Origin of the sequence: Novilysobacter viscosus (assembly GCF_046600715.1) — a bacterium.
Classification (GTDB): Bacteria; Pseudomonadota; Gammaproteobacteria; order Xanthomonadales; family Xanthomonadaceae; genus Lysobacter_C; species Lysobacter_C viscosus.
In genome coordinates this window covers 48,449-65,305 of sequence record NZ_JBJMAV010000010.1, presented here as the reverse complement: position 1 = coordinate 65,305, position 16,857 = coordinate 48,449, and the positions used below count along the sequence as shown (strand labels likewise).

General features: G+C 70.5%; 20 protein-coding genes. 8 read left to right on the top strand and 12 right to left on the bottom strand.

What is annotated here, in order from left to right; translation table 11 throughout:
- The first annotated feature begins 54 nt into the window (after positions 1 to 54).
- The 5 genes from ACJQWL_RS12855 to ACJQWL_RS12835 all read left to right on the top strand — a co-directional run bounded on the left by ACJQWL_RS12855 (position 55) and on the right by ACJQWL_RS12835 (position 4,616).
- Positions 55 to 1,260, top strand: a complete 1,206-nt coding sequence (locus ACJQWL_RS12855) for a sensor histidine kinase (protein ID WP_330968501.1) — start codon at positions 55 to 57, stop codon at positions 1,258 to 1,260.
- A complete protein-coding gene (locus ACJQWL_RS12850) occupies positions 1,257 to 1,898 on the top strand; it encodes a response regulator (RefSeq protein ID WP_330968500.1) in 642 nt (213 codons plus the stop codon). The genes ACJQWL_RS12855 and ACJQWL_RS12850 overlap by 4 nt, the downstream gene beginning before the upstream one ends.
- A 320-nt stretch (positions 1,899 to 2,218) precedes the next feature.
- Positions 2,219 to 3,367, top strand: a complete 1,149-nt coding sequence (locus ACJQWL_RS12845; RefSeq protein WP_330968499.1) for a polyketide cyclase — start codon at positions 2,219 to 2,221, stop codon at positions 3,365 to 3,367.
- A gap of 186 nt (positions 3,368 to 3,553) precedes the next feature.
- Positions 3,554 to 3,949, top strand: a complete 396-nt coding sequence (locus ACJQWL_RS12840) for a DUF423 domain-containing protein (RefSeq protein WP_330968498.1) — start codon at positions 3,554 to 3,556, stop codon at positions 3,947 to 3,949.
- A 1-nt stretch (position 3,950) separates the two neighbouring features.
- Positions 3,951 to 4,616, top strand: a complete 666-nt coding sequence (locus tag ACJQWL_RS12835; RefSeq protein ID WP_330968497.1) for a DNA-3-methyladenine glycosylase family protein — start codon at positions 3,951 to 3,953, stop codon at positions 4,614 to 4,616.
- 68 nt (positions 4,617 to 4,684) lie between these two features.
- Here the strand turns inward: ACJQWL_RS12835 and ACJQWL_RS12830 are convergent, their stop codons facing one another.
- The 6 genes from ACJQWL_RS12830 to ACJQWL_RS12805 all read right to left on the bottom strand — a co-directional run bounded on the left by ACJQWL_RS12830 (position 4,685) and on the right by ACJQWL_RS12805 (position 8,314).
- On the bottom strand, positions 4,685 to 5,515 hold the full coding sequence (locus ACJQWL_RS12830; protein WP_330968496.1) for a M15 family metallopeptidase: 831 nt from the start codon (positions 5,513 to 5,515) through the stop codon (positions 4,685 to 4,687).
- Between the two features lie 58 nt (positions 5,516 to 5,573).
- Positions 5,574 to 5,750 carry a DUF4177 domain-containing protein gene (locus ACJQWL_RS12825; RefSeq protein ID WP_330968495.1) on the bottom strand — a complete coding sequence of 59 codons (177 nt, stop codon included), beginning with the start codon at positions 5,748 to 5,750 and terminating at the stop codon, positions 5,574 to 5,576.
- Positions 5,747 to 5,947: a type II toxin-antitoxin system antitoxin gene (locus ACJQWL_RS12820; protein ID WP_330968494.1), complete on the bottom strand. Its 201-nt coding sequence runs from the start codon at positions 5,945 to 5,947 to the stop codon at positions 5,747 to 5,749. The genes ACJQWL_RS12825 and ACJQWL_RS12820 overlap by 4 nt, the downstream gene beginning before the upstream one ends.
- Positions 5,944 to 6,312, bottom strand: coding sequence for a hypothetical protein (locus ACJQWL_RS12815; protein WP_330968493.1), 369 nt, complete (start codon positions 6,310 to 6,312; stop codon positions 5,944 to 5,946). Before ACJQWL_RS12815 ends, ACJQWL_RS12820 begins: the two co-directional genes overlap by 4 nt.
- Before the next feature lie 10 nt (positions 6,313 to 6,322).
- Positions 6,323 to 7,186, bottom strand: a complete 864-nt coding sequence (locus ACJQWL_RS12810; RefSeq protein WP_330968492.1) for an SPFH domain-containing protein — start codon at positions 7,184 to 7,186, stop codon at positions 6,323 to 6,325.
- Positions 7,187 to 7,423: 237 nt separating this feature from the next.
- Positions 7,424 to 8,314, bottom strand: coding sequence for a hypothetical protein (locus ACJQWL_RS12805; protein ID WP_330968491.1), 891 nt, complete (start codon positions 8,312 to 8,314; stop codon positions 7,424 to 7,426).
- 133 nt (positions 8,315 to 8,447) lie between these two features.
- Here ACJQWL_RS12805 and purT point away from each other — a divergent pair, with 133 nt between their 5' ends.
- Complete coding sequence (gene purT, locus ACJQWL_RS12800) at positions 8,448 to 9,662, top strand: formate-dependent phosphoribosylglycinamide formyltransferase (RefSeq protein WP_330968490.1); 1,215 nt, start codon at positions 8,448 to 8,450, stop codon at positions 9,660 to 9,662.
- 26 nt (positions 9,663 to 9,688) lie between these two features.
- A complete protein-coding gene (locus ACJQWL_RS12795) occupies positions 9,689 to 10,204 on the top strand; it encodes a hypothetical protein (RefSeq protein ID WP_330968489.1) in 516 nt (171 codons plus the stop codon).
- A gap of 68 nt (positions 10,205 to 10,272) precedes the next feature.
- Here ACJQWL_RS12795 and ACJQWL_RS12790 read toward each other — a convergent pair whose 3' ends face one another.
- A complete protein-coding gene (locus ACJQWL_RS12790) occupies positions 10,273 to 11,502 on the bottom strand; it encodes an endonuclease/exonuclease/phosphatase family protein (protein ID WP_330968488.1) in 1,230 nt (409 codons plus the stop codon).
- On the bottom strand, positions 11,499 to 12,293 hold the full coding sequence (locus ACJQWL_RS12785) for an arginyltransferase (RefSeq protein WP_411300940.1): 795 nt from the start codon (positions 12,291 to 12,293) through the stop codon (positions 11,499 to 11,501). Before ACJQWL_RS12785 ends, ACJQWL_RS12790 begins: the two co-directional genes overlap by 4 nt.
- A gap of 80 nt (positions 12,294 to 12,373) precedes the next feature.
- Here ACJQWL_RS12785 and ACJQWL_RS12780 point away from each other — a divergent pair, with 80 nt between their 5' ends.
- A complete protein-coding gene (locus ACJQWL_RS12780; protein WP_330968487.1) occupies positions 12,374 to 13,024 on the top strand; it encodes an EF-hand domain-containing protein in 651 nt (216 codons plus the stop codon).
- Between the two features lie 92 nt (positions 13,025 to 13,116).
- Here ACJQWL_RS12780 and ACJQWL_RS12775 read toward each other — a convergent pair whose 3' ends face one another.
- The 4 genes from ACJQWL_RS12775 to ACJQWL_RS12760 form a co-directional block, all read right to left on the bottom strand.
- Positions 13,117 to 14,307, bottom strand: coding sequence for an RNA polymerase sigma factor (locus tag ACJQWL_RS12775; RefSeq protein WP_330968486.1), 1,191 nt, complete (start codon positions 14,305 to 14,307; stop codon positions 13,117 to 13,119).
- A gap of 78 nt (positions 14,308 to 14,385) precedes the next feature.
- A complete protein-coding gene (locus ACJQWL_RS12770; RefSeq protein ID WP_330968485.1) occupies positions 14,386 to 15,213 on the bottom strand; it encodes a putative signal transducing protein in 828 nt (275 codons plus the stop codon).
- A 9-nt stretch (positions 15,214 to 15,222) separates the two neighbouring features.
- A complete protein-coding gene (gene tesB, locus ACJQWL_RS12765) occupies positions 15,223 to 16,155 on the bottom strand; it encodes an acyl-CoA thioesterase II (protein WP_330968484.1) in 933 nt (310 codons plus the stop codon).
- A gap of 66 nt (positions 16,156 to 16,221) precedes the next feature.
- Positions 16,222 to 16,800 carry an N-acetylmuramoyl-L-alanine amidase gene (locus tag ACJQWL_RS12760; protein WP_411300943.1) on the bottom strand — a complete coding sequence of 193 codons (579 nt, stop codon included), beginning with the start codon at positions 16,798 to 16,800 and terminating at the stop codon, positions 16,222 to 16,224.
- Positions 16,801 to 16,857 lie beyond the last annotated feature (57 nt).

The following is a 16,857-nucleotide window of genomic DNA, read 5'->3' as shown; positions in this document are numbered from 1 at the left end:
GGGCCATGACTTTCGGAAGGCCCCGGCGGGCGCACATCCCGCTAGCATGCAGCGATGTTGAACCGGCTGAACCATTCCAGACTGCTGCGCTACGCCGGCCTGTTCACCTGGGCGATGGTCGGGTTCCCGCTGCTATCGCTGACCCTGCAGCCCCTCGGCGGCGACCCGGGCCTGGCCGAGGGGGCGATCGGCGCGCTGCGCTTTGGCTGGACGATCTGGGCGCTGTACCTGTCCTTCGGCCTCAGCTACAGCTGGGTCACCCGCAACCTCGGGGCCCGCCGGGCCAACCTGTTCGACTACACGCTGCTGATGGTGCTGACCGGTACCGCGATCGCCATCAGCTACTACAGCGGCAGCGGGCTGGGCAGCATCCTGCTGATGGTGGTCGCCTGCGTGCTGCCGTGGCTGCTGCCCCTGCCCGTCGGCGTGGCGTGGCTGGTGCTGAGCCAGTTCGTGGTGGTCCCGGTGTACGTGCGCGGGCTGGACTTCACCTACCCGGAAGCGTTGATGCAGTCCGCGCTGTATGCGGGCTTCTGTGCATTTGTGTTCGTGACCAGCCTGGTCGCGCGCCAGCAGGCGCAGGCGCGCGAGGAGCAGCGCCGGCTCAATGCGGAGTTGCGTGCCACCCGCGTGCTGCTGGCCGAAAGCGCCCGGGTCAACGAACGCACGCGGATCTCGCGCGAATTGCACGACCTTCTCGGCCACCACCTCACCGCCTTGAGCCTCAACCTGGAAGTGGCCGGCCACCTGTCGGAGGGGCGGGTCAAGGAGCATGTGCAGCAGGCCCACACGTTGGCGCGGCTGCTGCTGACCGACGTGCGCGAAGCGGTCAGCCACCTGCGCGACGGCGGGGCCATCGACCTGGAAGCCGCGTTGCGCCCCTTGGCCGAGAACGTGCCTTCGCTGCAGATCCACATGGACATCGAGTCGCCGTTGACTATGGACGACCCCGAGCGGGCGCACGTGCTGCTGCGCTGCACGCAGGAAGTGATCACCAACGCCGTGCGCCACGCGGCGGCGCGCAACCTGTGGATCGAGGCCCGGCGTGCCGGCGGCCGGGTGGCGATGACCGCGCGCGACGATGGTCGCGGGGCCGAGGCCTTCGTGGCCGGCAACGGGTTGCTCGGCATGCGCGAACGGCTGGCGCAATATGGTGGCAACCTCGAGATAAAGACCCGGCCGCAGGAAGGCTTCTGCCTGTTCCTGACGTTGCCGGCATCGGCGGCCCCGGCCGCTGCCCCCGAAGGAGTGATCGCATGATCCGTGTGATGCTGGTGGACGACCAGACCCTGGTGCGCCAGGGCGTACGTTCGCTGTTGTCCCTGGCCGAAGGCATCGAGGTGGTTGCCGAGGCCGGTGATGGCCGCCAGGCCGTCGAAATGATCCCGCAGGTCGGCCCGGACGTGGTGCTGATGGACATGCGCATGCCGGTGATGTCCGGTCTGGAGGCGCTGCAGGCGCTGGCCCGCAGCAACAGCCTGCCCCCCACGATCATCCTCACCACCTTCGATGACGACCAGCTGGTGCTGGCCGGGCTGAAGGCCGGTGCCAAGGGCTACATGCTCAAGGACGTCTCCCTGGAAAAGCTCGTCGGCGCCATCCAGACGGTCGCCGCGGGCGGTTCGCTGGTGCAGCCAGCGGTGACCCAGCGGTTGCTGTCGGGGCTGGAGCACATGCGCAACGACTTCGTCAGCCTCGACCGTCCCGACCCGCTGACCGAGCGCGAGACCGAGATCCTGAGGCTGATGGCAGGCGGCTTCTCCAACAAGGAAATCGCCAATTCGCTGGGCGTGGCCGAGGGCACCATCAAGAACCACGTGTCCAACATCCTGTCCAAGCTCGGCGTCCGCGACCGCACCCGGGCGGTGCTGAAGGCCTTCGAGCTGCAGCTGGTCTGAGCGGCAGGATGTCCGGCCCGCCGCAGCGCGGCGGGCGTTCGTGGCCGCGCGAGCCGGTGGCTCGCAGGCGGCGGCGCTCAGGCATGCCGGGCGGCGTTCATGCCTCGCTTCATGTTCAGGCTTGCCTCGAGGCCCGCCGTTGACGGCCGCAGGACATGGGCGCGGTGTAGCTTTTCCCGGTCCCGGTACAGGGGACCCAGCGCGCGGGGCGGGGCGTCCCGGGCCGCGTGCAATACAACTACTGCTTCGCCCCCGCCTTCCTTGCTAGGATTATGGGTCTGCGCCCCGGTCTGGTCCCGGGTCGGCCCTGGAGAACCTGAATGACCCGTTTGATCGAGATCCTGATTTCGCTGGCCATCGTGGCCGCGCTGTTCCTGGTGGTGGGGGTGCTGCTGCCCTCCAGCCGGCACCACGAGGAAAGCGTGGAAACCAACCGCAAGCTGACCATCGTGTACGACACGATCAGCAGCCTGCGCCGCTTCGAAGATTGGCACCCGCTCGTGCTTCGCGACCCCAGTGTCGAGATCGAGAAGTCGGGCCCGGAGTCGGGCGTGGGCTCGCGCCTGGACTACACCTCCGACACCGCGCTGGGGGAAGGCAGCTGGGAGCTCGTCTCCGCCGAGCCGCGCAAGAGTGTCACCTTCGAGCTGACCGACCCGGAGCCGGGCATCAACAAGCGCACCACCTACTCGCTGCGGCCGACCGGCCGCGCGGGGCGCAACGTCGAGATCACCCAGACCTACGATGTTGACTACGGATGGAACCTGATCGGGCGCTACGCCGGCATGTACGTCAGCAGCAATGTCGGTGCCGACATGAAACTGGGCCTGCAGCGCCTGAGCAACATGCTGGCCGCCGTGCCGAACTACGACTATTCCGAGCTGAGCAAGGATGACCCGGAGAAGGCACCGCGCCTGCAGGACCGTCCGGCCGAGAACCTGCTGTTCGTCAGCGCCGCGGTGCCGCGTGACAACGAGGCCGTTGCCAAGCAGATGACCGGCAACATGGAGTGGATCCGCCGGGTGATGGCGGCCAACAACCTCGAGGCCGCCGGCCCGGTGCGCATCATCACCAACGAGTTCGGTGCCGAGAGCTACTCGTTCGATGTCGCGGTGCCGGTGCGCAAGCGCTCGGGTGGTGCGTCCCCGGACGCCGACGAAGACGAAGGCAGCGAAGACGGTGAAGCCGCCGAGGTCGAAACCGAAGTGGCGGCCGTTGACGCACCCGAGCTGACCGGCCTGAAGCTGGACGGCCCGGTGGAATACCTGCGTTCGCCGGCGAGCAAGGTCGCGATGGTGCCCTTCACCGGCCACATGGCCAACCTGGCGATGGTGCGCGATGCGCTGCGCGCCTGGGCGCTGACCCAGGGCTTCGAGACCGCCGAACGGCCCTATGAGGTCTGGAAGTCCGGCATCGAGGGTGGCTTCATGCCGGACGGCGAATTCGAGGTCTACTGGGCCGTTCGCTGAGCCCAGTCCCGTTATGCAGTACGGCAACGCCGCGCGGTCATCCGCGCGGCGTTTTTTTTCCGCTTCGCTTGTTTCCGCCCGTCCGGCCGCGAGCCAGTGGCGCCGGCGAGGTGCCCGTCCGCCGTGTTACGCGGCGCGGCCGTCGGGCCGACTGCTATCGTGGTGCACCCTGGAACCACCCCGCCCATGTCCGAACCGTCGCCGGCCCCAGGTCACCTGTTGCGACGCCAGCCGCGGCTGTTGCCGGCGCTGGGCGCGCTACTGGCGGGTGGGTCCGTCGCGCTTTCGGCCTACGCCGCACACGCAAGTGGAGGCGAGGCCCAGGCCCGGTTGCAGTTGGCCGCGCTGATGGCATTCGGGCATGGCATCGCGCTGATGGCCGTGGGCATGCAGGGCACGGGTCGTGCCGTGCGGGGTTGCCTGGTGGCAATGCTGCTGGGCGTACTGCTGTTCTCGGGCAGCCTGGTCCTGTCGCACGCGCTTGGGATGTCGGCGCCGTTCGCGCCCGTGGGGGGTGGCCTGATGATCGCGGCGTGGCTGGCGCTGGCGCTGGTGTTCGCCCTCGGAAGGTTCCGCAGCTGACATGGTGCGCGGGTTCGACACCGAGGCGGCCCGTGCGCACCTGGTGCGCAGCGATCGACGCCTGGCAGCCTGGATCCGCCGCATCGGCCCGATCCCGCCGGACCCGCGCTGGCGCGCACGGTTCGATCCGGTCGATGCCCTGGCGAGGGCCATCCTCTACCAGCAGCTGAGTGGGAAGGCGGCGGCCACCATCGTCGGGCGGGTCGAGGCGGCGATCGACAGCGGGCGCCTGCATGCCGATACGTTGGCGCGCATCGACGATCCCGCACTTCGCGCCTGCGGCGTTTCAGGCAACAAGGCGCGTGCTTTGCGTGACCTGGCCGCGCGCGAAGCCGCCGGTGAAATCCCCGGACTGCGGAAGATGGCGCGCATGGACGACGAGGGGATCGTCTCCGCACTGGTTCCGACCCGGGGGATCGGACGATGGACGGTGGAGATGATGCTGATGTTCCGCCTGGGTCGGCCGGACGTGCTGCCGGTGGACGACCTGGGTATCCGCAAGGGCGTGCAGGTGGTCGATGGGCTGGATGCCCCGCCGTCGCCGCGCGAGCTGGCAGACCGCGGGGTGCGGTGGGGGCCGTATCGGACCTACGCGAGCCTCTACCTGTGGCGCATTGCCGATTCCGTCGCCGCGAAAGCCCCACCAACGCCGCGGTCCCAAGGCTAGGTCAGCCCGGGAGACGGGAGTGCCGGCTGGCGGTTGGGGGAGACCTATGGCGGAAGGGCACTGCCGGGTCAACTACCGGGCGTCGGCGCGGCCGCACCGCCCGCGGCGTGCCAGCACCAGTGCCACGGCTCGTGGACGATGCCGTGCGGGTTGTCCCGCGGGTAGCTCATGGTGAAGCCGTATTGCGCGGCGTGTCGGCCCAGCCATTCGAAGGCCGGGGTCGCTTCGAACGATTCCTCGGCCGCGGGTTCGCCGGGGGTGCCGATGTCGAGTGCGCGCCCGGAGTGGTGCTCGCTGTAGCCCGGCGCGGCATTGACCGCGAGGATCTCGTCGACGCCCTGGCCACGCGCCAGCTTGCGTTCGAAAATCCCCAGCTGGTAGTCGTGGCTGCGGTAACCGGAGATGGCTTCCAGCACGATGCCCTGGCGGCGTGCGCCCGCCTGCAGGTGCGACCACGCGCGCGCGGCGGGCTCGATCAGCCACAGCGGGCGCCGGAAGCGGTCGAGCCCCGCCAGTGCCAGCCAGTCCGGCTCGCCCACCAGCGCCAGGCCGGTGCGCTCGCCGTAGCGCTGGTCGAGGCCCAGCGCGTCCAGGCGCGTTTCCAGTGCGTCCAGGGGCAGCTCGCGGATGCGCTCGATGCCCGGGCGGCGGTGCGGCGCGTGGACTTCGATGGCGTCGAGTGCTTCGTCCAGTCCCGCCTCGTGCCCCAGCCGCGGCACGAGTGGCATCAGGCCTTCGGCCAGGTCGGCGGCCAGGAACCGGCCATCGCGCTTGCGCCGGAGCACGTGGCGCGCGCGCGCCAGTACCCGCGCGTCGCGGTTGCTGCGGGCGCGCAGCAGGCCGCCCGGCCAGACCTCGATCCGGGACGTGTTGATCAGGTGGAGTGGCTCGCCTCGCATCGGCTCAGGTTAGCGCCCGTGGCCACGCCCCGCCATTCGCGGAGGCGGGGTGCGGGGATCAGGCGGGCTTCTTGAACACAGCAAGCGCGGGCATGGCCGGGCTCACGACAAGGTTGACCAGTTCCCAGCCAAGCCGGCCCCGGGTGTTGAGGGCCTCCTGCACCACCTCCGTCTTGAAGCCGCCCATCAATCCGGGCTTGATCTCCACCACCTCGTACATCCATCGCTCGCTCATGGGTCCTGTTCCTCATCGTGGCTGTGTTCGTCTTTTCCGTCGGTCGCGCGGGGCAGCCGCCCGGCGTTGCGCAGTGCGTCGCGCAGCACGTACTCGATCTGTGCGTTGAGGCTGCGCAGTTCGTCGTCGGCCCAACGCTGCGCCGCCTCCAGCACCCTGGCGTTGATCCGCAGCGGGTAGGCCTTCTTCTGGGTCATCGCCTTGTGGATCGCGACCCGGGCCGCTGCCCTTGATCATCGACGCGGCGCGCCCTGGCGACGGTGAGGATCAATGCCACGGCCAAACCATTGACCGCCAGCAGCAACCCAATGACCACGCCAGTGACCCGGGCTTCGTCGGATCCGGCCCAGGCAAGGCCGGCCGCGCCCAGCAGCACGCTGAACCCCACCGCTGCCAGCAACGCGCCCAGCCGACGGGCGAGGCGTTCGGGGTCGCGCACGCGGCTGGCGTCCAGTCCGTTGACCAGGTGCAGGCGGCCGCCGCGCACCAGCCCGGCGATGAGGAAGACCGGCATGGCGCTGAGGGCCATGGCGGCGGGGGCGAGGTAGCGTTCCCAGTCCATGGTCATGTCCTCAGTAAAGGGTGCCGGTGTTGACGATCGGCTGGGTGCTGCGGTCGCTGCACAGCACCACCAGCAGGTTGCTGACCATCGCCGCCTTGCGCTCCTCGTCCAGCTGGACGACGCCGTTCTTCTGCAACTCCTCCAATGCCATCTCGACCATGCCCACCGCGCCCGCCACGATCCGGGTGCGTGCGGCGATCACCGCATTGGCCTGCTGGCGCTGCAGCATGGCGTGGGCGATTTCCGGCGCGTAGGCCAGGTGGCTGATGCGCGCGTCGATGACGTCGACGCCGGCCTCGGTCAGGCGCTCGTCGAGCTGTTCCTTCAGCCGCTCGCTGATCTCCACCGGATGGCTGCGCAGGGAGACCTGGCCTTCCTCGTGCTGGTCGTAGGGGTAGCTGGTGGCCATGGCCCGCAGCGCCGCCTCGGATTGGATGTGCACGAAGCTCTCGTAGTCGTCGACGTTGAACACCGCCTCGGCCGAGTCGACCACCCTCCAGACGATCACCGCCGCGATTTCGATCGGGCTGCCGTCCAGTTCGTTGACCTTGAGCTTGCCGCTCTCGAAGTTGCGCACCCGCAGCGACACCTTGCGCTTGGAGAAGAACGGGTTGTTCCAGCGCAGGCCGTTGTCGTGGACGGTGCCGACGTACTTGCCGAACAGGCTCAGCACCGCCGACTGGTTGGGCTCGACCATGTACAGGCCGAACAGCAGGAAGAACGCGACGAGCCCCCCGATCACCGCCAGCACGGCGGTCAGCGGGCTGTCGCCCGCCACGCCCTGGAACAGCACCACGGTGGCGGCGATCATCGCCAGGAGCAACGCCAGCAACACCGGGATGCCGGGCAGGGAGCGGGTGGGATTCTCTTTCATGGTTCGCCTCGTCCTTTTGGGTATGTCGATAGAGTGATATCAAATTGATATCAGGTCAAGACCGTTCATCGGCGCGCGGACAGGCTGACGGCGTGGACGCTCGGGTCGATGGCCCGGGTTGTTTGCGCTGGAGCCGGCCGGCGTGGCCGGTGCGAGACCCGGTGCGGGGCGTCGGGATGCAATGCATTGCCGGAAGGCTGGCGCGCGCCCCTCGTGGCCGCGCTGTGCCGGACGCGTCTACGGCGTGATGCGGTACATCGGCGCAGGGATGAACTCGCCGGTGGCGTACAGGTGCCGGCCGTCGGCGGACCAGCCCATCGCCTCGGCCTGCGGCAGGGGCGGCAGGGATATCACCTGGGGCTGGCCGGTCACCGCGCTGGCCCAGGTGTCGCGGCCGCTGCGGGGATACAGCAGCAGGTAGCGGTAGGTCATCACCGCCAGGGAGCGGCCATCGGGTGATATGTCGGCGGCGGTGACATGGCGGTCGAAGCGGGCGCGCCCGGCGTCGTCCTGCTCGGCAGGCGACGGCGGCGGCATGCCGGCCAGCACGCCCAGGGGCGTGGCGGTCTGCAGCCCGTCGCCGGCCGGACGCAACGGCAGCGAGAACAGCTCGGGCGGCTCACGCTTCTTGGACACCAGCAGCACCTCGCCGCGTTCGACGTCCACGGCTACCGCCTCGCAGTCGCGCGGGCCGTCGGGCCAGCGGAAGGCGATCGACCACGCCGGGGTCAGCCGCGCGTTCTCCAGTTCGGCGGGTTCTTCGATCACGTGCAACTGCAGGCTCCGCCGCAACCCCCCGTTGTCGCCGGTATCGGCCAGCAGCAGGTAGCGGCGGCCGTCCAGCTCGAACGCGGCGATGTCCTCCCAGTCGGTCTTGGCCACTCCCTCCACGTGGAACGTCGCCTGGCGTCCGCCCGAGGTGCTGGTGGCGAACAGGCGGGCGGGATTGCCGCCATCGTCGTGCAACCACAACACTTCCGGGTGGACGCGCGATGCGGCCAGGCCGCTGATCTCGTCCATCTGCGGATCCAGCAGCAGCCCGGCCAGTGTCGCCCCGGCGGCGCCCTGTTCGGGCTCGGCGCACGCCCCCGCCAGCAGCAGTGCGGCGGCGGCGCAGGCAGTGCGCACCCGGTATCGGCGGCGGTGGGTTCCCCTTGGCATCGGCGGAAGCATCGCACGGCCGTCGTGCGTTCCAGAAGGGGGCATTGGCGCGGCGGTAGACTACGCGGCCTGTTCGCACGCCCGATTGCCCGGAGCCCCGATGACCACGCTCGGTACCCCGCTGTCCCCGCACGCTTTCCGCGTCCTGCTGCTGGGCGCGGGCGAACTCGGCAAGGAAGTGGCGATCGAGCTGCAGCGATTCGGGGTCGAGGTGATCGCGGCCGATCGCTACGCGAACGCGCCGGCCATGCAGGTCGCCCACCGCTGCCACGTACTGGACATGCTCGATGCCGAGGCGGTGCGCGCGCTGGTGGAAGCCGAGCGCCCGCACCTGGTGGTGCCCGAGATCGAGGCCATCCACACCCGGACACTGGTGGAGATGGAGGCCGGGTTCCAGCGCGACGGCCACGACGCCCGCGTCATACCCACGGCGCGCGCGGCGTGGCTGACCATGGACCGCGAGGGCATCCGCCGGTTGGCGGCCGAGACGCTGGGCCTCCCCACGTCCACGTACCGCTTCGTCGATACCCTCGAGCAGTACCGCGACGCGGTGGCCGAGGTGGGCCTGCCGTGTGTCGTCAAACCGGTGATGTCGTCCTCGGGCAAGGGCCAGAGCCTGGTGCGGGGCGCAGCGGACATCGATCCTGCCTGGAACTACGCGCAGAGTGGCGGCCGCGCCGGTGCGGGGCGGGTGATCGTGGAGGGCTTCGTCGACTTCGACTACGAGATCACCCTGCTGACGGTGCGCCATGCCGGCGGCACCGCGTTCTGCGCGCCCATCGGCCACCTGCAGCGCGACGGCGACTACCGCGAAAGCTGGCAACCGCAACCGATGTCGCCGCTGGCGCTGGAGCGCGCGCAAGCGGTGGCGCGCGCGATCACCGATGACCTCGGCGGCTGGGGCGTGTTCGGGGTCGAACTGTTCGTGAAGGGTGACGAGGTCTGGTTTTCGGAAGTCTCGCCGCGCCCGCACGACACCGGACTGGTGACCCTGGCCTCGCAGGAGCTGAGCGAATTCGCCCTGCATGCCCGGGCGATCCTCGGCCTGCCGCTGTCGGTCGATGCCGACGGCAATGTGCCTCTCAAGACCGTGGCGGCCTCGTGCGCGGTGCTGGTCGAAGGCCAGGGCGTGCCCGTGTTCTCCTGCGTCGACGCCGCGCTCGCACGCCCGGGATCAGACTTGCGGTTGTTCGGCAAGCCGCGCGTGGACGGCCAGCGCCGGGTCGCGGTGACACTTGCTCCCGGCGCCGACGTGGACACGGCGCGGTCCCATGCGCGGGAGGCCGCAAGCGCCCTGCGCGTCGAACTGGCCTGACCGCTTCCCCTTTTCCTGGAGTTCCGATGAAAGACCACAACGGCTACGCCGTCTATTTCTTCCCGCAGGCGCTGGAAGCGCTGGGCGAGGCCGCGAAAGCGTACCTCCACGACGGCAAGGCCGGGCCCCACATCCTGTGCCGGGAGATCGACACCGGCGGCGCGCTGGTGGAGATGACGCTGGCGGGACACACCGAGCAGGGCCAGGCGGTCGACATCGAGTTGATGGTCCCCACCAGCATGGTCCGCATGGTGGTGTCGGCGCGCGGCGACGAGGCGTTCGGTTTCGGTCCGCGCATCGCGCCGGTGGATGAGGGGGTGCCCGTGGTCGCCGCCGACGCCGCGGCCGCCTCGGGGCTTGGCGTTGCGGCCAAGAAGCCGGCAGGCGAGGAAGCGGACTCGAAGAAGAAGGGCGCCGGGGCCCGGAAGCCGGCTGCGAAGGCGCCCGCGGGCAAGGGCGCCAAGGCCAGGGCGGGAAAGACTGCGGGACGCACGGGTGCCAAGAGCGCTGCCGGCAAGGCCCGCAAGAAAACGGCGAAGTAGCCCCGTGCGGGGGGGCGAGCCGCTGCGAGGTTAATGGCTGTCCGGCTCCCGACCCGGGAACGAACGCCTCAGCGCGGCATCAGCAGGTCGACCCAGACCAGTCGATGGTCGCTGGCGTTGGCCGCCTCGGCTTCAGGCGCACCCGGCGGGGGCCAATGGACCCCGGAGCCGATGGGCAGCAGGTCGCTTGACGGCAGCACGTAGTCCAGCCGCAACGTGCCCACCCGTGGCCCGAAATCACCGGTGTGGCTGCCGGTGTCGCCGACGCGCTGCAGTCCATGACCGGCCGCCGCGACCGTGGCACCAACGCTCCGGGGCACGACCGCGTCGTTGACCCGCGGGTGCGACAGCAGGCCCCGGATCGCCCCGCGGTGGCCGTCCCCGTCGTGCGGGTCGGCGTTGAGGTCACCGGCAATGACGAAGGTCGCGTCGGCGGGAAGCCCGCCGCAGGTGCCGCTGTCGTCGCACAGCCAACTCGCGTTGGGTGCCGACAGGTACTCGCGCCACAGACGGATTTCGTCGTGGTTGCGCGCGCCGTTGCGGTCTTCCGGGCCGTCGAACACCGGCGGGGTGGGGTGCGAGGCCAGCAGGTGCAGGGTGCCGCGCGGCGTGCGCACCGGCACGTCCCAGTGCGACTTGGATGACAGCCGCAGCTGCGACCACACCGCCGCCGGGTACCACGGCCGGCCGGTTACGGGATCGATGGGTTGGCGCGCATCCGGCATCGCGCTCCATTTCAGCTTCTGGAAGGTACGCACCGCCTGCACGTCGATCGGAAAGCGCGACAGCACCAGCATCCCGTACTGGCCCGGGTGCAGTCCGTAGCCCCAGGCATCGTTGCCGCGCGCGCGATCGCCGCTGTCGCCTGTCCTGGCCTGTCCGTCGCGGTCCAGGTCCAGGCCGCTGGGCACGCCGGTATTGACCGGCGCGAGGTAGCGGTACGGGTAGTGGATCGCATCGCCGCCGCCGGCCTGTGGCACGGCCAGGTAGCGCTGCTGGAACAGGTCGGCGGCCTGGTGGGCGGCGTCGTGGTCGAACTCGTTGAGCAGCACGATGTCCGGCCGCACGCGCTGCAGTACCGCCGCAACCGCCGAGGCGCGTGCGTCGCCGTCGCGAAGGCGGCGCACGAGGCCACCGGCGCGCTCGTCGTAGAGCGACGTGTTGTAGGTCGCCACCCGCAGCGGCGTCATGGAACGGATGTAGGCATCGGGATCGCCATGGACATTGACCCGCAGGCAGCCCGGCAGGGCCAGCGCGGCGATCAGGGCGGCCAGCGCGGGCCACGGACGGAACGTCATGGCGAGTGTGCCTCGTCGAAATCGCGCCAGTTGCGACCGTCGAACCGTTCCAGCGGCCGGAAGCGGCGCTTGTAGTCCATCTTGCCGTGCCCGTCGATCCAGTAGCCCAGGTAGAGGTGCGCCAGGTCCTCGCGCCGGGCCCATTGGATCTGCAGCAGGATCGCCAGCGTTCCCAGCCCGCGCGGTGCCAGCGCCGGGTCCGGGTCGAAGAAGGTATAGACCGCCGACAGTGCCGACTCGGCCCGGTCGGTGACCGCCACGGCCAGCAGGCGCCCGTCCTCGCGCAGCTCCAGGAAGCGGCTGTCGCTCCAGCTGCCGATCAGGAACTGCTCGAACTCCACCGCGCCGTGCCCGTCCATGCCTCCGCCGGCATGCCGCGCGGCCAGGTAACGGCGATAGAGCGCCAGGTGTTCATCGCCGCGTACCGGCTGCTGCACGCGCATGGATACGCCCCGGTTGCGAGCCAGGCAGCGCCGCTGCGCACGGTCGGGCCTGAAGCGCTCAACCGGGATCCGCACTGCGGTGCACGCACGGCACCGGCGGCAGTGCGGGCGGTAGACGATGTCGCCCGAGCGGCGGAACCCCCATTCCAGTGCCTGCGGGTACCACTGCGGGAGGCGCGGGTCGCGCGGATCGAGGACCAGGTCGCGGGCCTGCCGCTCCGGCCAGTAGCCGCACGGATGCTCGCCGGTATGGAACAGGCGCAGCTCTTCTGTGTCCGGCGTGTTGCCCATGCCCGGAGCATAGCGCCCGCGCGGGGCGCTGCCATGCGCCGGCTGCGGGCTGAACATGATCCCGCCCCGGTCAACCCCGGCGCGCGGCGGACGTTTCCCCTGCAATGGCGCAACGCCGCGCCCCCTCGGAGACGTGCATGAACCGTTACACCTTCCTGACCGCGGCCATTGCCGCCGCACTGGCGGGCGTGGCCGTGGCCGCGCCGCACGACGTCCCGGGCGGCAAGTCCGAGCGGGGGCACCCCATTGCCAGGATCGACAGCAATGGCGATGGCGCGATCGACCGCGCAGAGGCGGCGGCGCACCCGCGCTTGGCCGCCCGTTTCGACACCATGGACGCGAACGGCGACGGCCGCATCGACGCCAGCGAGCGCCCGCAGTGGAAGAAGCGTGGACATGCGCGCGGCCATGGCGGATACCGCGGTGGCGGCATGGGCCAGGTGCTCAAGCTCGACGCCGATGGCGATGGACGCATCAGCAAGCTGGAAGCGGCCGGCAACGAACGCCTCGCGGCGCGCTTCGACGCGGCCGACCGCAACCAGGACGGCTACCTGGTCCGCAGCGAACTCATGGCGTCCGCGCAGGTACACCGCGCCGAAATGCAGGCCCGCCACAGCGAGCGCATGCAGCAGAAATTCGCCGCTGCCGACGCAGACGGCGATGGACGCCTGAGCCGCGCTGAAGTGGAGACCGGCCTGCCGCGCATTGCCAGGATGTTCGCCTTCATGGACGAGGACCGCGACGGCTACCTGGTCGCGACGGACCTCCAGCACCGTACGCACCGCTGACCGCCAAGTCTTTGCTTGACCCGACCCGCGCCGCATCCGGCGCGGGTCTTTTTTTTCTGGCCGGCGGCGTGGGTCGAATCGGTTCGACTGCGTCAGAGCCGCCCGGAGGCCATCAGCCCCACCACCAGGCCGCCGGTGCCCGCGGTCACGCCCACCACCGCGCCCAGCCAGGCGATTGCCTTCTCGCGCCTGCGCCTGCGTGCGGCGCCGGACGGATCCAGCGAGGCCTCGTGCGCATGCCGGCGCCGCAGCACGCGCGGCTGCACCACCATCGACTGCCAGAGGACGGTCGCCATGAACACCGCCGTGGTCGCCACCGGCCACTGCCAGCCGTCGCTGCGGGCGGCCACCACGGTGATGCCGACAGCGAATCCCACCGACGCCAGGGCGCACACCACCGCGCTGCGAATGAGGGCATGGCGTTCCGCCGTGTCGATGGCGCCCCGCAACTGGCGGCGCAGGCCCAGGTAGACCCCCGCGATCGCCGCGACCAGCGCGAAGCCGATGCTGCCGGCAGCGCCCAGCAGCAGCTTGCCGGCGGTCTTCGCGCCTGCGGCCGCACCCACGGTCAGTAGGCCGGCGGCGGCTGCCGGCGGGCTGGCCAGCAGCAGCGCGGTGGTTACGGCGCTGGCAAAGGCGGCCGAGGGTGCGGTGCTGCGGGAGAATTCACCGAAGCGTGCCAGCAGCTCCCCGCGCACCGTCGCCCGCGCCCGCGAAAGCCGCTTGCGGACGGCCGCGTCGCTCAGGCCCAGCAGCGCCGCGACCTGTTGCGATCGCTGGCCTTCGCGGTAGTACAGCAACAGCACTTCGCGGCTGTCCTCGGGCAGGGCGGAGATGAGTTCGACCGCCATCGCCTGGCGCTCGTCCGCCATCGCCTGTTGCAGGGGGTCCAGGCCGGGGTCGGCGGCCGCTTCGATTACACCCTCGGCATCGTCAACCGGCCCGCCGCCACGCACCCGTGCGCGCAGGTGGTCGCGGGCGAGGTTGCGGGTGATCTGGCGCAGCCAGGGCAGGAAGCTCGACGGGTTCTGCAGCCGTTGCAGGTGCCGCCATGCGCTGATGAAGGCGTCCTGGGCGATGTCCTGGCTGGCGGGGACGTCGCGCACGATGGCCAGGGCGATCGCGGTGATCGGGTTCTGGCAGGCCGCGACGATCCGGCCGTAGGCCCGCGCGTCGCCCTGCGCGGCGGCGGGCAGGTGCTGGCTGATGACCGCCTCGACATCGGTGAGGGCGCCGGGGGCGCCGGGGGCGCCGGCGGCAACGGGGAAGCGGAGAGTTGTCATGGTGGTCTGCCTGGCACGCTCCGGATGTTGCCGCCAATGACGGGCGCCCGTCGCGGATGTGACCGCGAACGCCGCCGGTCAGCTGGAGACGTGGCGCACGACCCCGGTGACCTGCCAGCGGCCGTCGACCCGCTGCACCCGCAGCGTCTTGTAGTCGCCGAACATGCGGTGGTGGTACGCGATGTACTCCACCTCGCCGGCGTCGGGTGCGGTGGGGCGGAAACGTGCGATGTCGAGCATCAGCGCTTCCCGCCCGCTGGCCAGGTGGTAGCTGCCGCGGTCCTCGTCGGGGTTGCGGATGCACGCCGACGCCGGCGCGACCACCCTCCCCTGTCGGTACAGCGCCTCGAGCATCGCCTGCGGCGCATCCTTGCCGTCGATGGCCAGGCACACCGTGGGCAACCGCGCCGATGGCAGTTCGTGCTCGAACACCGCCCGGGCCACCGGCAGCAGCGTCGGCGAAATGCTGCCGTCGAACGGCCCCGCGGCCTCCTGCTGGGGCGGGCGATTGGTCAGCATGTGGTGGACCATGAAGGCCACGCCGATGGCAATGCCGCCCAGCAGCACCAGCTTGATGCGCATCGCGCGGCTCTGGATGCCCGGCTTGCGCGGACCCGCCGCCGGCTCTGCGCGGAACGTCGGCGCCAGGTAACTGTCGGTGGGGCGGGTGGAGTCAAGCAGCCCGGCGTCACGCAGCAGCGTGCGGGCGCGGATCTGGTCGTCGGACCGCACCACCCAGACCGCCGGCTTGGCGTCGGCACCCGCGCCGCCGTAGCTGAAGTTGCGACGGCGGTTGCCCTTGTAGGAGCGGCCATCGGTGATGCGGGCCTCGATGCCGGCGTCCTCCAGCAGGCGCGCGACCTTCTCGACGTTTTCCAGCCGGGGGCTGCTGAAGACCTGGCGCATCGGCGGCCCTCAGCCCTTTGCCGGCATGGGGCCGGCCGCCTTGGCGCCGTCCACCACGCGGATCAGGCCTTCCTGCGCTGTGCTGGCCACCAGGCGGCCCTGGCGGTCGTAGATCTGCCCCCGGGCCAGCCCGCGCGCGCCCTGGGCGCTGGGGCTGTCGATCGAGTAGAGCAGCCATTCATCGGCCCGGAACGGGCGGTGGAACCACAGCGCGTGGTCCAGCGACGCCATCTGCACGTCGGGCTGGTAGTAGCTGATCCCGTGCGGGAACGTGGCCGTGCCCAGCAGGTGGAAATCGCTGGCGTAGGCCAGCAGCGCACGGTGCAGCTCGGGCGCGTCGCCCACGCGTTCGCTCAGCCGGAACCAGACCTGCTGGTAGGGCGGGCGCTTGGGTGGACGCAGCTCGTCGCGCGGGTAGACGTGGCGGAATTCGAACGGCCCCTGCCGCGACAGCCAGCGCTGGACCTTGCCCGGCAACGTGGCCATCACCTTGTCGGGTACCGCGGGGGCGGGGTCGATGTCCTCCGGCCCCGGCACTTCGGGCATCGACAGCTGGTGTTCGCCGCCGCCCTCGCTGCGCTGGAACGAGGCGGCCAGGAAGAAGATCGGCTGGCCGTGCTGGATCGCGGTGACCCGGCGCACCGAGAAGCTCCCGCCATCCCGCGTGCGGTCGACCTGGTACACGATCGGCGCTTCGATGTCGCCGGCCTTCAGGAAATAGGCATGCAGCGAATGCGCGCCGCGCGGCGTGGTCATCGTGGCTTGCGCAGCGGACAGCGCCTGTCCCAGCACCTGGCCGCCGAACACGTACTTGGTGCCGATGTCGCGGCTCTGGCCCCGGAACAGGTTGTCCTCCAGCCGCTCCAGCGAGAGCAGTTCGACCAGTTCGTGGACGACAGGCTCGTGCAGGGGCAGGCCGGGCTCGGAGGGGGGTGGCGTCATGGGGGCGGGGCAGGGCGGCGGGGCCGCGCAGTATAGCGGCCGCCCCCTGCAGCCCCGGGTCCGCGATCAGGGCTGCAGGCGTTGCAGCGGCACTGCGTCCAGCACCTGCCGCCAAGGGAACAGCGGCCCCGGGTCGCGCTTTCGGTGGACTTGCACGCTGGGGTCGTCCGTGGCTTCCACCGTGGTGGTGTCCAGGTCCTCGTGCCCCGCGATGAAGCGCAGGCCCGGCAACTCGGCGCGCAGGCGCTGGAGCAGCGCGATGAGCGAGGCGATCTGCGCGTCGGTGTACGGCTCGAGCATGGCCTGGTGTCGCGAATCCAGCCAGTTGGGATAGCGCCCGGTGTTGACCAGCTCGATCCCGACCGAACGCGGGTTGTAGCCGCGCGTGTGGTTGGCGGCGCGGTCGGCCGACACGTACTGGTGCAGGCTGCCGTCGCGGTCGACGTAGTAGTGGCCGCTGTTGCCGGTGCCGGAGGCGGGGTAGAGCACCTCCTCGCCGAATCGGCGCGATCGTGCCAGGTCCGGCACCTCGGTGCAGTGGATGACGACCAGGTCGACCTGCGACAGGGGCCGCGCGTCCAGCCGCGATTCGTACGGAAGCGGGTCGTAAAGCACGTCCACGGCGGGCGGCGGCAGGTCGGGCAGCATGGGCCCGGATGCTACCATCGCGCCCCGTCCCGCCTGCCCGGAGCCCCGTGTGAA

Coding starts and splice junctions, on each gene's coding strand:
- purT (WP_330968490.1), top strand. CDS start 8,448: ATGACCACGCTCGGTACCCCGCTGTCCCCGCACGCTTTCCGCGTCCTG.
- ACJQWL_RS12850 (WP_330968500.1), top strand. CDS start 1,257: ATGATCCGTGTGATGCTGGTGGACGACCAGACCCTGGTGCGCCAGGGC.
- ACJQWL_RS12855 (WP_330968501.1), top strand. CDS start 55: ATGTTGAACCGGCTGAACCATTCCAGACTGCTGCGCTACGCCGGCCTG.
- ACJQWL_RS12795 (WP_330968489.1), top strand. CDS start 9,689: ATGAAAGACCACAACGGCTACGCCGTCTATTTCTTCCCGCAGGCGCTG.
- ACJQWL_RS12845 (WP_330968499.1), top strand. CDS start 2,219: ATGACCCGTTTGATCGAGATCCTGATTTCGCTGGCCATCGTGGCCGCG.
- ACJQWL_RS12790 (WP_330968488.1), bottom strand. CDS start 11,502: ATGACGTTCCGTCCGTGGCCCGCGCTGGCCGCCCTGATCGCCGCGCTG.
- ACJQWL_RS12785 (WP_411300940.1), bottom strand. CDS start 12,293: ATGTTCAGCCCGCAGCCGGCGCATGGCAGCGCCCCGCGCGGGCGCTAT.
- ACJQWL_RS12840 (WP_330968498.1), top strand. CDS start 3,554: ATGTCCGAACCGTCGCCGGCCCCAGGTCACCTGTTGCGACGCCAGCCG.
- ACJQWL_RS12835 (WP_330968497.1), top strand. CDS start 3,951: ATGGTGCGCGGGTTCGACACCGAGGCGGCCCGTGCGCACCTGGTGCGC.
- ACJQWL_RS12815 (WP_330968493.1), bottom strand. CDS start 6,312: ATGGACTGGGAACGCTACCTCGCCCCCGCCGCCATGGCCCTCAGCGCC.
- ACJQWL_RS12810 (WP_330968492.1), bottom strand. CDS start 7,186: ATGAAAGAGAATCCCACCCGCTCCCTGCCCGGCATCCCGGTGTTGCTG.
- ACJQWL_RS12825 (WP_330968495.1), bottom strand. CDS start 5,750: ATGAGCGAGCGATGGATGTACGAGGTGGTGGAGATCAAGCCCGGATTG.
- ACJQWL_RS12770 (WP_330968485.1), bottom strand. CDS start 15,213: ATGCGCCAGGTCTTCAGCAGCCCCCGGCTGGAAAACGTCGAGAAGGTC.
- ACJQWL_RS12775 (WP_330968486.1), bottom strand. CDS start 14,307: ATGACAACTCTCCGCTTCCCCGTTGCCGCCGGCGCCCCCGGCGCCCCC.
- ACJQWL_RS12830 (WP_330968496.1), bottom strand. CDS start 5,515: ATGCGAGGCGAGCCACTCCACCTGATCAACACGTCCCGGATCGAGGTC.
- tesB (WP_330968484.1), bottom strand. CDS start 16,155: ATGACGCCACCCCCCTCCGAGCCCGGCCTGCCCCTGCACGAGCCTGTC.
- ACJQWL_RS12820 (WP_330968494.1), bottom strand. CDS start 5,947: ATGACCCAGAAGAAGGCCTACCCGCTGCGGATCAACGCCAGGGTGCTG.
- ACJQWL_RS12780 (WP_330968487.1), top strand. CDS start 12,374: ATGAACCGTTACACCTTCCTGACCGCGGCCATTGCCGCCGCACTGGCG.